Raw genomic sequence first — 12140 nt, forward strand, 5'->3', positions numbered from 1 at the left:
GACGGGCTTTTTTCGTTTCCGCCGGAAATCAGCGGCCGGTCGGCTGCTGCTGGGTGATGCAGTGGATGTTGCCACCGCCCAGCAGGATCTCGCGACCGGGGACCTGCACCACCTCGTGCTCCGGGAAGCAGGCCTGCAGCGTGCGCAGCGCCTCGGCATCCTCGGGAACGCCAAAGGTCGGGGCGATGATGCCGCCGTTGACGATCAGGAAATTGACGTAGGAGGCGGCCAGACGCTCGCCAGCCCGGCGCGGCTGGGTACCCAGGCAGGCGTCCACGTCGCGGCATTCTTCCTCGCTGGCGAACAGCGGACCTGGGGTAACAATGCGGTGCACCTTGAGGGTGCGGCCGCGGGCATCGGTTTCGCGCTCCAGCACGGCCAGGGCCTCGCGGCAGCGGCCGTAGTTGGGATCGGCCTGGTCGTCGCACCAGCTCAGCAGTACCTCGCCCGGACGCACGTAGCAGCAGAAGTTGTCCACGTGGCCGTTGGTCTCGTCGTTGTAGAGACCGTGGGGCAGCCAGATGACCTTGTCCACCGCCAGGTAGTCGCTCAGGTAGCGCTCGATCGTTTCGCGATCCAGGTGCGGATTGCGGTTGGCGTTGAGCAGGCATTCCTCGGTGGTGATCAGGGTGCCTTCGCCATCGACGTGGATGGAGCCGCCTTCGAGGACGAAATCCGGGGTGCGATAGCCCGGCAGGTTCTCGATCGCCAGGATCTTGCTGGCCACCTGGTCATCGCGCTGCCAGGGGAAATAGAGGCCGCCGTCCAGGCCACCCCAGGCGTTGAAGCTCCAGTCCACGCCGCGCACGCCACCCTGGCCGTCGCTGACGAAGGTCGGGCCGGTATCGCGGCACCAGGCGTCGTCATTGCTGATTTCCACCACGCGGATGTTCGGGTGCTGCAGGCGGGCGCGGGCATTCTCGTACTGCTGCGCCGAGGCACCGATAGTGACCGGCTCGAAGCGGGCGATGGCCTGGGCCACAGCGGTGAAGGCCGCCTGGGCAGGCTTGCCGCCCAGGCGCCAGTTGTCCGGCCGCTCGGGCCAGACCATCCAGATCTGGCGCTGGTCGGCCCATTCGGCCGGCATGTGGAAGCCGTCGGCACGTGGCGTGGTGAGGGTGGTCATGGCGAAGCTCTCCGTCCAGAGTCGTCGTAGGTGATAAAGGGGAAAGATCGGCAGGGTGCCGCGAGCGTGATTACGCGCAGGGCTCCGGCGGTACTGCAGCGCACCTGCCGACCGGTGCAGGACCGATCGGCAGGCGGTGCTTACACGGTGTGCAGGTACCAGTTGTACTCAAGGTCGGAGATGGAGTGTTCGAACTCCTCCAGCTCGTGCTCCTTGCAGGCGACGAAGATGTCGATGTACTTCGGATCGATGTACTCCGCCATCACCGAGCTATCGTCCAGGTAGCGCAAGGCATCGCGCAGGTTGTTCGGCAGGCTCTGCTCGTGCTGCTCGTAGGAGTTGCCCTCGGTGACCGGGCCGGGCTCGATCTGCCGGGTCAGGCCGTGGTGTACCCCGGCCAGGACACCCGCCAGCAGCAGGTAGGGGTTGGCATCGGCGCCAGCCACCCGATGCTCGATGCGGTGTGCCTCCGGTGTACCGGTGGGGACGCGCAGGGCGGTGGTACGGTTGTCCAGGCCCCAGCTCGGGGCATTGGGCACGAAGAACTGCGAGCCGAAGCGCCGATAGCTGTTCACGTTGGGACAGAGAAAGGCCATGCAGGCGCGTAGGGTCTCGAGCACACCGCCGATGGCGTGACGCAATGCGGCGTTCTGCTCGGGATCCTCGCCGGCAAAGATGTTGCGGCCTTCCTTGTCCAGCAGGGAAATATGCACGTGCAAGCCGTTGCCCGCTTGGCCCGGGTAGGGCTTGGCCATGAAGGTGGTATCCATTTCATGGTCGTAGGCGACGTTCTTGATCAGGCGCTTGAGCAGCACGGCGTAGTCGCAGGCCTTGATCGGATCGGCGACGTGATTGAGGTTGACCTCGAATTGCGCCGGCGCCGATTCGGCGACGATAGCGTCGGCCGGAATGCCCTGGGCGCGGGCACCGTCGATTATGTCCTGCAGGCAGTCGGCGTATTCGTCCAGATCGTCCATGGAGTAGACCTGGACCGACTGGGGACGCTTGCCGGAGATGGGTGAGCGCGGTGGCTGCGGACGGCCGTTGATGTTCTCCTGATCGATCAGGTAGAACTCCAGCTCGAAGGCGGCGCAGACGGTGAGTCCGAGTTCGTCGAAGCGCTGTACGACCTGGCGCAGGACCTCGCGGGGATCGGCGAAAAAGGGCTCGCCTTCCATCTCGTGCATGGTCATCAGCAGTTGCGCGGTGGGACGCTTCTGCCAGGGCTCCATGGAGAGGGTGTCGGTGATGGGGAAACAGACGCGGTCGGCATCGCCGATGTCGAGACCGAGACCGGTGCTTTCGACGGTGGAGCCGGTGATGTCGAGGGCGAACAGCGAAGCGGGGAGGTTGATTCCTTTCTCGAAGACTTTGGGCAGATTGTTGCGCTCGATGCGTTTGCCACGCACCACGCCATTCATATCTGCAATCAGAAGATCGACGAACTGAACCTCAGGATGTTCCCTGAGGAAGTCGGTCGCTTCATCCAAACGAACGGCACGCGGGGGTACCGACATGATGAAACACCTTTGCTTTTGGCTGCGCTCGACAAAACGGTTAGCGCCTGACGCGCCTGTTTGCCCAGTGGGCCAACCGCAGTGAGGGCACGAGTGCCCGCTGTCGATCCGACAGCGACCTGAGAGTACGGTCTCGCCTGCGCTCCGACGCTTTGCCAGCGCCCCTGTTAAAAATATCAATCAGCGGAGTTACCACCCTGGAGTCAATCCGAAAGGCGGAGCAAAGTCAACTGGCGGAAAGCCTGCTCAGGGGTGGTGCGCAGGTGCCTGTTTTTGGCGCATTCATGAGCGCTAGAACGCCTCTGTTGCGCCGCTTCTGTGCAGAATCTCGAAACTTTTTACCGGTGGTTGTGAAAAATAACGAACAAGACTAGGCTCGGATGATTCCTGTTCAACCCGGTGCCCCATGTCCGCGCTGCCCCTCATAGGTGTCACAGCCTGTACCAGGCAACTAGGCCTGCATCCCTTTCACATCGCTGGCGACAAGTATCTGCGCGCGGTGGTGGAGGGGGCCGAGGGCATGCCGCTGGTGATTCTGGCCCTCGCCGACCTCATCGCCACCGAGGCCCTGGTGGAGCGTCTGGACGGTCTGCTGTTCACCGGTTCGCCGTCCAATGTCGAACCTCGCCATTACCAGGGCCCGCCCAGCGAGCCCGGCACCCTGCACGATGCGGCGCGCGACGCCGTGACCCTGCCGCTGCTGCGCGCCGCGGTGGCTGCGGGCGTGCCGGTGCTGGGCATCTGCCGGGGCTTCCAGGAAATGAACGTGGCCTTTGGCGGCAGCCTGCACCAGAAGGTGCATGAGGTCGCTTCCCTCATGGATCACCGCGAGCGCGGCGAGACCCTGGAAGAGCACTATGGCTTGCACCATCCGGTCGAGGTCCAGCCAGGTGGCCTGTTCGAGACCCTGGATCTGCCGGCGCGCTTCGAGGTGAACTCCATCCATGGCCAGGGTATCGAGCGCCTGGCGCCGGGGTTGCGCGCCGAGGCGCTGGCCCCCGATGGCCTGATCGAAGCCGTCTCGCTTCCCGAGGCCCGCGCCTTCACTTGCGGTGTGCAGTGGCACCCGGAGTGGAAGGTGCGCAGTCACCCGATCTATCTCGCTTTATTCAAGGCGTTCGGCACGGCCTGCAAGGAGCGCGCTGCCGGCCGCTGATGCTGTTCACCCCGCTCGAACCTTCGAGGTCTTTATGAGCACCCCGCTTGACCGGCTCACCGCCTGGTTGAAAGAACGCAAGATCACTGAAGTGGAATGCCTGGTAGCCGACCTGACCGGCATTGCCCGCGGCAAGATTTCTCCCACCGCCAAGTTCCTCAATGAAAAGGGCATGCGCCTGCCGGAGAGCGTGCTCCTGCAGAGCGTGACCGGGGACTATGTCGACGACGACATCTACTACGAACTGCTCGACCCGGCCGACATCGACATGCACTGTCGCCCGGACGATCGCGCGGTGTTCCTGGTGCCCTGGGCGCTGGAACCCACCGCCCTGGTGATCCACGACACCTACGACAAGCGCGGCATCCCCATCGAGCTGTCGCCGCGCAACCTGCTCAAGAAGGTGCTCAAGCTCTATGCCGAGCACGGCTGGCAGCCCATCGTCGCGCCGGAAATGGAGTTCTACCTGACCAAGCGCAGCGACGACCCCGACTATCCGCTGCAGCCGCCGGTAGGGCGCTCCGGTCGCCAGGAAACCGGGCGCCAGTCCTTTTCCATCGACGCGGCCAACGAATTCGATCCGCTGTTCGAGGACATGTACGACTGGTGCGAGGCCCAGGAGCTGGATCTGGATACCCTGATCCACGAAGAGGGCACCGCCCAGATGGAGATCAACTTCCGCCACGGCGATCCGTTGCACCTGGCCGACCAGATCTTCGTCTTCAAGCGCACCCTGCGCGAGGCGGCGCTCAAGCACAACGTCACCGCCACCTTCATGGCCAAACCCATGACCGGCGAGCCTGGCAGCGCCATGCACCTGCACCAGAGCGTGGTGGATCTCAAGACCGGCAAGACGGTGTTTTCCAACCCCGATGGCAGCATGAGCGAGCTCTTCCTGCACCACATCGGCGGTCTGCAGAAATACATTCCCGAGGCGCTGCCGCTGTTCGCGCCCAATGTGAATTCCTTCCGCCGCTTCCTGCCCGACACCTCGGCGCCGGTCAACGTGGAGTGGGGTGAGGAGAACCGCACCGTGGGCCTGCGGGTACCGGATTCCGATCCGCAGAATCGCCGGGTTGAGAATCGTCTGGCCGGCGCCGATGCCAACCCCTATCTGGCCCTGGCCGCCAGCCTGCTGTGTGGCTATCTGGGCATGGTCGAGAACGTCTCGCCTAGTGCTCCGGTACAAGGCCGCGGCTATGAGCGCCGCAACCTGCGCCTGCCGCTGACCCTGGAAGCCGCCCTGGAGCGCATGGAGCAGTCGGCCACCCTGGAACGTTATCTGGGGAGTCGTTTCACCCGTGGCTATGTCGCGGTGAAGCGCGCCGAACATGAGAATTACAAGCGCGTGATCAGTTCGTGGGAGCGGGAATTCCTGCTGCTCAGCGTCTGACCGCGATTCAAGGAGAGGCTTCGTGACTACCTTTACCACCGCCCATTGGCAGGACCTGAGTCGCCGGCACCTGCTGGCGCCCTTCACCGATTATCGCCAGCTCAACGAGAAGGGCGCGCGCATCATTACCCGCGCCGAGGGCGTGCACCTCTGGGACAGTGAGGGTCAGCGCATCCTCGACGGTATGGCCGGGCTCTGGTGCGTCAACGTCGGCTACGGCCGTGAAGAGCTGGTCGAGGCGGCCAGTCGCCAGATGCGTGAGCTGCCCTACTACAACCTGTTCTTCCAGACCGCCCACCCGCCGGTGCTGGAACTGGCCAAGGCCATCGCCGAGCTGGCACCGGAGGGCATGAATCACGTGTTCTTCACCGGTTCGGGCTCGGAGGCCAACGACACGGTGCTGCGTCTGGTGCGCCATTACTGGGCAACCAAGGGCCAACCGGAGAAGCGGGTGGTCATCGGCCGCTGGAATGGCTACCACGGCTCGACCATGGCCGGCGCCAGCCTGGGCGGCATGGCGGCGATGCACGAGCAGGGCGGTCTGCTACCCGACATCGTGCATATCCCGCAGCCCTACTGGTTCGGTGAAGGCGGCGAGATGAGTCCGGAGGAATTCGGCGTCTGGGCGGCCGATCAGCTGGAGCGGAAGATCCTCGAGGTCGGCGAAGAACGTGTCGCCGCCTTTATCGCCGAGCCCATCCAGGGTGCCGGCGGGGTGATAGTGCCGCCGGAAAGCTATTGGCCGCGAGTGCGCCAGATCCTGGATAAGTACGACATCCTCTTCATCGCCGACGAGGTCATCTGCGGCTTCGGCCGTACCGGCGAATGGTTCGGCAGCCAGTATTACGGCAACGCCCCGGACCTGATGCCCATCGCCAAGGGTCTCACCTCGGGCTATGTGCCCATGGGTGGCGTGGTGGTGCGCGACGAAGTGGTCAAGGTGCTGGACGAGGGCGGCGAGTTCTACCACGGCTTCACCTATTCCGGGCATCCGGTGGCGGCTGCCGTGGCTCTGGAAAACATCCGCATCCTGCGTGACGAGGGCATCGTCGATCGGGTTCGCAGCGCCACGGCACCCTATTTGCAGAAACGCTGGGCGGAGCTGGCGGACCACCCGCTGGTGGGCGAGACCCGCGGCGTCGGGATGGTGGCGGCGCTGGAGCTGGTGCGCGACAAGAAGACGCGGACGCGGTACGAGGGTGGGGCGGGCATGCTCTGCCGTGAGCACTGCTTCCGCAATGGGCTGGTGATGCGTGCGGTGGGCGATACCATGATCATCGCCCCGCCTTTGGTCATCACTCCGGAGTCCATCGACGAGCTCGTCACCCTGGCGCGCCTGAGTCTCGATCAGACCCATGCGGTGCTACGTCAACGTGGCTAATGGCCGGCAAGGCTTGAGCGCGGCGGCGGACCTTGCCAGACTGCGCGCGGGCGCTGGCCGCGCACCGAATCAAAAGACCAACGATGACTTGAGGAGCACCACCGCATGAATGTTTTTGGCAAGACTCTTCTAGCGCTGAGCCTGGCCGGCCTCTTTGCCGGCAACGCCTCGGCGGACCCCAAGGTCCTGCACGTCTACAACTGGAACGACTACATTGCCGAAGACACCATCGCCAACTTCGAGAAGGAGTCGGGGATCAAGGTGGTCTATGACGTCTATGACAGCAACGAGACCCTCGAGGCCAAGCTGCTGGCCGGCCGTTCCGGCTACGACGTGGTGGTGCCGTCCAACTCCTTCCTGGCCAAGCAGATCAAGGCCGGCGTCTACCAGCCGCTGGACAAGTCCAAGTTGCCCAACTACAGCAACCTGGATCCGCAGCTGATGAAGACCCTGGAAGTCAGCGATCCGGGCAACCAGTACGCCATCCCCTACCTGTGGGGCACCATCGGCATCGGCTACAACCCGGCCAAGGTCAAGGCTGCCCTGGGCAACAATGCCCCGGTGGATTCCTGGGACCTGATCTTCAAGCCCGAGAATCTCTCCAAGCTCAAGGGCTGCGGCGTGGCGGTGCTGGATTCGCCCACCGAGATCATTCCCGCCGGCCTGCACTACCTCGGCTACAAGCCGGATAGCCAGGATCCCAAGGAGATCAAGGCGGCCGAGGAGCTGTTCCTCAAGGTGCGGCCGTACATCACCTATTTCCACAGCTCCAAGTACATCTCGGACCTGGCCAATGGCAACGTCTGCGTGGCGGTCGGTTACTCCGGTGACATCGCCCAGGCCAAGGCCCGTGCCGCCGATGCCAAGAACGGCGTGACCGTGGCCTACAACATTCCCAAGGAAGGCGCCGGTACCTTCTTCGACACCATGGCCATTCCCAAGGATGCCGAGAACTCCGAAGGCGCGCTCAAGTTCATCAACTACCTGATGGAGCCCAAGGTGATCGCGGCGGTCAGCGACTATGTGCAGTATCCCAACGGCAACAAGGCGGCCACCCCGCTGGTGGCCGAAGAGATCCGCACCAACCCGGGGATCTATCCGACCCAGGAAACCATGACCAAGCTGTATGCCTTCCCGGATCTTCCGGCCAAGACCCAGCGTCTGATGACCCGTACCTGGACCACCATCAAGTCCGGCAAGTGATTGCTGCCGCCGCGTGCGGCTGAAAGGACGGCACGCCGGAGTCGCTCCGGCGTGCCGTACGTCTGTATGGACCGCTGAAAGTGTGTCGCCGTCGATGCCCATCATGAAAGGAGCCGCCCGTGCTTTCGTTGCGTAAAACCCTGCTGGCCATGACGACCCTGACCGTCATGGGAACCGCTGTCGCCGACCCGACGGTACGTGTCTACAACTGGAGCGATTACGTCGGCGAGACCACGCTGGAAGACTTCCAGAAGGCCACTGGCATCACCCCGGTCTATGACGTCTTCGATTCCAACGAAACCCTCGAAGGCAAGCTGTTGGCCGGCCACACCGGCTACGACGTGGTGGTGCCTTCGAGCAACTTCCTGGCCAAGCAGATCAAGGCGGGCGCCTTCCAGAAACTGGACAAGAGTCAGCTGCCGAACTGGCAGAATCTCGACCCGGCCTTGCTCAAGCAACTGGAAAAGAGCGATCCGGGCAATCAATACGGCGTGCCCTACCTGTGGGGCACCAACGGCATCGGGTACAATGTCGACAAGGTCAAGGCCGCGCTGGGTACCGACAAGCTCGATTCCTGGGCCATCCTGTTCGAACCCGAGAACCTCAAGAAGCTGAGCAAGTGCGGCGTCTCCTTCATGGATTCGCCCGATGAGGTCTATCCGGCGGTACTGCAATACCTGGGACTCGATCCCAACAGCACCAACCCTGACGACTACAAGAAGGCCGAGGCACAGCTGCTCAAGGTGCGGCCTTACATCACCTATTTCCATTCCTCCAAGTACATCTCGGACCTGGCCAACGGCAACATCTGCGTGGCCTTCGGCTATTCCGGCGATGTCTTTCAGGCGCGTTCGCGTGCCGAGGAAGCGAAGAAGGGCGTCAACATCGGCTACGCGATTCCCAAGGAGGGCGCGAACCTCTGGTTCGACCTCTTGGCCATCCCCAAGGATGCCAAGAACGTAAAGGAGGCCCATGCCTTCATCAACTATCTGCTGCAGCCCGAGGTCATCGCCAAGGTCAGTGACTATGTCGGCTACGCCAACCCCAATCCCAAGGCGGGCGAGCTGATGAATGCCGAGCTGCGGCAGGACGAGACCGTCTATCCGCCTCAGGCGGTGATGGACAAGCTGTACGTCATGAAGGAGCTGCCCCCGCAACTCCTGCGCCTGGAAACCCGTAGCTGGACGCGGGTCAAGTCCGGCAAATAACCAACGCTAAGCGGACCGGACCGGCCGGTCCCCGATTTTCCTGGGGAGATGTACATGGCGACCGCCACCAGTGCCTTCAAGAAAGCCGCCACCGGCGACAAGAAAGCCAAGGAAGTCCTGGTCAAGATCGACCGGGTCACCAAGAAATTTGACGAAACCGTCGCTGTCGACGACGTCTCCCTGACCATCAACAAGGGTGAGATTTTCGCCCTGCTCGGCGGCTCGGGTTCGGGCAAGTCGACCCTGCTGCGCATGCTGGCCGGTTTCGAGCGGCCCAGCGAAGGACGCATCTTCCTCGATGGCGAGGACATTACCGACATGCCGCCCTACGAGCGGCCGATCAACATGATGTTCCAGTCCTATGCGCTGTTCCCGCACATGAGCGTGGAGCAGAACATCGCCTTCGGCCTCAAGCAGGACAAGCTGCCCAAGGCCGAGATCGACGCGCGCGTGGCCGAGATGCTCAAGCTGGTGCACATGACCCAGTACGCCAAGCGCAAGCCGCACCAGCTCTCCGGTGGCCAGCGCCAGCGGGTGGCCCTGGCGCGTTCCCTGGCCAAGCGACCCAAGCTCCTGTTGCTCGACGAGCCCATGGGCGCCCTGGACAAGAAGCTGCGCTCGCAGATGCAGCTGGAACTGGTGGAAATCATCGAACGCGTGGGCGTGACCTGCGTGATGGTGACCCACGACCAGGAAGAGGCCATGACCATGGCCGAGCGCATCGCCATCATGCACCTGGGCTGGATCGCCCAGGTGGGCAGCCCCATGGACATCTACGAGACCCCGGCGAGCCGGCTGGTCTGCGAGTTCATCGGCAGCGTCAACGTCTTCGACGGCGAGCTGACCGACGATGGCGCCGACCATGCCATCATCCATAGCCCGCAACTGGAGCGGCCGATCTACATCGGTCACGGCATCAGCACCCGAGCTCAAGAAAAGCAGGTCACCTTCGCCCTGCGGCCCGAGAAACTGCTGATGGGCACCAGCCTGCCGGCGGATCACGAGCATCCCGACTACAACTGGTGCAGCGGCACCGTGCATGACATCGCCTACCTGGGTGGGCACTCGGTCTATCACGTCAAGCTGGGGACCGGGCCCATCGTCCAGTGCTTCATCGCCAACGCCGAGCGTCTCGGCAAACGACCCACCTGGGACGACGCCGTGGTGGTGTACTGGGAAGACGAAAGCGGCGTGGTACTGCAAGCATGACCAGACCTCCCTTGCTCAAGCGCCTGCTCGATGGCCGCCGCCTGACCATTGGCGTGCCCTTCGTCTGGCTGTTCCTGTTCTTCCTGCTGCCGTTCCTGATCGTGCTCAAGATCAGCTTCTCGGTAGCGGACGTGGCCATCCCGCCCTATACCGAGCTGTTCAGCTACGCCGATCAGCAACTGGATATCGCGCTCAACTTCGGCAACTACCTGATGTTCGCCGGCGATCCGCTGTATCTGGATGCCTATCTTGGCTCGCTGAAGATGGCCGGCATCAGTACCCTGATCTGCCTGCTGATCGGCTATCCCATGGCCTATGCCATCGCCCGGGCCAGTCGCGAGAAACAGACGGTGCTGCTGCTGCTGATCATGATGCCGACCTGGACCGCCATCCTCATCCGCGTCTATGCCTGGATGGGGCTGCTCTCCACCAATGGCCTGATCAACAGCTTCCTGATGAACCTGGGGATCATCAGCAGTCCGCTGCAGATGCTCAACACCAACTTCGCGGTGTACCTGGGGATCGTCTACTCCTACCTGCCGTTCATGATCCTGCCGCTGTTCGCCAACCTGGTGAAGCACGACCTGACCCTGCTGGAAGCCGCCGGCGACCTGGGTGCCAGTCGCTTCACCAGCTTCTGGAAGATCACCGTGCCACTGTCCAAGAACGGCATCATCGCCGGCTGCATGCTGGTGTTCATTCCGGCGGTGGGCGAATTCGTCATTCCCGAGCTACTGGGCGGCCCGGAGACCCTGATGATCGGCCGCGTGCTCTGGCAGGAGTTCTTCAACAACCGTGACTGGCCGGTGGCCTCCGCCCTGGCGGTGGTGATGCTGCTGATCCTGATCGTGCCCATCGTGCTGTTCAATCGCAACCAAGCCAAGGAACTGGAGGGCAAGCTGTGAGCCAGACAGCCATTCTGTGCCCATCGTGCTGTTCAACCGGCTCTCCAATCTGGAGCCGAGCCAAGGAACTGGAGGGCAAGCTATGAGAGGCCTCAAGTTCACCAACCTGATGCTGGTGCTCGGACTGCTGTTCATCTATCTGCCGATGGTCATCCTGGTCATCTACTCCTTCAACGAGTCGCGCCTGGTGACCGTCTGGGGTGGCTGGTCGGTGAAGTGGTACGTCGGCCTGCTGGACAACAGCCAACTGATGAGCGCGGTGTTCCGCTCCCTGGAAATCGCCTTCTACACGGCCATCTCCTCGGTGATCCTCGGCACCCTGGCGGCTTTCGTGCTGACCCGGATCCCGCGCTTCCGCGGCCGCACCGTGTTCGGCGGCATGGTCACGGCGCCGCTGGTGATGCCCGAGGTGATCACCGGTCTGTCGCTGCTGCTGCTGTTCGTCTCCATGGCGCAGCTGATCGGCTGGCCGCAGGACCGCGGCGTGACCACCATCTGGATCGCCCACACCAGCTTCTGTGCCTCCTATGTAGCGGTGGTGGTCTCTTCGCGCCTGCGCGAGCTGGACCTGTCCATCGAAGAGGCGGCCATGGACCTGGGCGCCCGGCCCTGGAAGGTGTTCCTGCTGATCACCATTCCCATGATCGCGCCGTCGCTGGCGGCGGGTGGCATGATGTCCTTCGCCCTGTCGCTGGACGACCTGGTGCTGGCGAGCTTCGTGTCCGGTCCCGGCTCCACCACCCTGCCCATGGAGGTGTTCTCCGCGGTGCGCCTGGGCGTGAAGCCGGAGATCAACGCCATCGCCAGCCTGATCCTGCTGGTGGTCTCGCTGTTCACCTTCTTCGCCTGGTACTTCACCCGGCGTGCCGAGAAGAAGCGCCTGCAGGGGCTGCAGGAGGCCATGGACGCCACGGCCTCGGAGATCAGCCAGCGCGAGCGCGAGACGGCGACCCTCACGGCGCCGCCGGCCAACAGCTAACAGCTAAGCGACGAGAAGCGGCCTCCGGGCCGCTTTTTTTGTGCCCCGCTGCTGGCTGCGACA

General features: G+C 63.4%; 10 protein-coding genes. 8 read left to right on the top strand and 2 right to left on the bottom strand.

The window, feature by feature from the left end:
- Nucleotides 1-28 precede the first annotated feature (28 nt).
- Nucleotides 29-1126, bottom strand: coding sequence for an agmatine deiminase (gene aguA, locus LRS53_RS11520; RefSeq protein WP_231355973.1), 1098 nt, complete (start codon nt 1124-1126; stop codon nt 29-31).
- A gap of 140 nt (nt 1127-1266) precedes the next feature.
- Nucleotides 1267-2643, bottom strand: a complete 1377-nt coding sequence (locus LRS53_RS11525; RefSeq protein WP_231355974.1) for a glutamine synthetase family protein — start codon at nt 2641-2643, stop codon at nt 1267-1269.
- Nucleotides 2644-3049: 406 nt separating this feature from the next.
- Between LRS53_RS11525 and LRS53_RS11530 the strand changes: the two genes are divergently transcribed.
- The 8 genes from LRS53_RS11530 (at nt 3050) to LRS53_RS11565 (ending at nt 12077) form a co-directional block, all read left to right on the top strand.
- The gene (locus LRS53_RS11530; protein ID WP_231355975.1) at nt 3050-3799 is read left to right on the top strand and encodes a gamma-glutamyl-gamma-aminobutyrate hydrolase family protein; all 750 of its coding nucleotides are present in this window, start codon (nt 3050-3052) and stop codon (nt 3797-3799) included.
- Nucleotides 3800-3833: 34 nt separating this feature from the next.
- Entirely contained in the window at nt 3834-5192 is a 1359-nt protein-coding gene (locus LRS53_RS11535) for a glutamine synthetase family protein (protein ID WP_017640877.1), read from the top strand.
- A gap of 22 nt (nt 5193-5214) precedes the next feature.
- Entirely contained in the window at nt 5215-6573 is a 1359-nt protein-coding gene (locus LRS53_RS11540) for an aspartate aminotransferase family protein (protein WP_231355976.1), read from the top strand.
- A 105-nt stretch (nt 6574-6678) separates the two neighbouring features.
- Nucleotides 6679-7776, top strand: coding sequence for a polyamine ABC transporter substrate-binding protein (locus LRS53_RS11545; protein ID WP_231355977.1), 1098 nt, complete (start codon nt 6679-6681; stop codon nt 7774-7776).
- A 149-nt stretch (nt 7777-7925) separates the two neighbouring features.
- Entirely contained in the window at nt 7926-8984 is a 1059-nt protein-coding gene (locus LRS53_RS11550) for a polyamine ABC transporter substrate-binding protein (RefSeq protein ID WP_173149200.1), read from the top strand.
- 54 nt (nt 8985-9038) lie between these two features.
- On the top strand, nt 9039-10193 hold the full coding sequence (potA, locus tag LRS53_RS11555; RefSeq protein ID WP_231355978.1) for a polyamine ABC transporter ATP-binding protein: 1155 nt from the start codon (nt 9039-9041) through the stop codon (nt 10191-10193).
- Nucleotides 10190-11098, top strand: coding sequence for an ABC transporter permease subunit (locus tag LRS53_RS11560; RefSeq protein WP_017640872.1), 909 nt, complete (start codon nt 10190-10192; stop codon nt 11096-11098). Before potA ends, LRS53_RS11560 begins: the two co-directional genes overlap by 4 nt.
- Nucleotides 11099-11180: 82 nt before the next feature.
- Nucleotides 11181-12077: an ABC transporter permease subunit gene (locus LRS53_RS11565; protein WP_231355979.1), complete on the top strand. Its 897-nt coding sequence runs from the start codon at nt 11181-11183 to the stop codon at nt 12075-12077.
- Nucleotides 12078-12140: the final 63 nt, after the last annotated feature.

The organism is Pseudomonas sp. PLB05, from assembly GCF_021106615.1.
GTDB classification, from domain to species: domain Bacteria; phylum Pseudomonadota; class Gammaproteobacteria; order Pseudomonadales; family Pseudomonadaceae; genus Chryseomonas; species Chryseomonas benzopyrenica.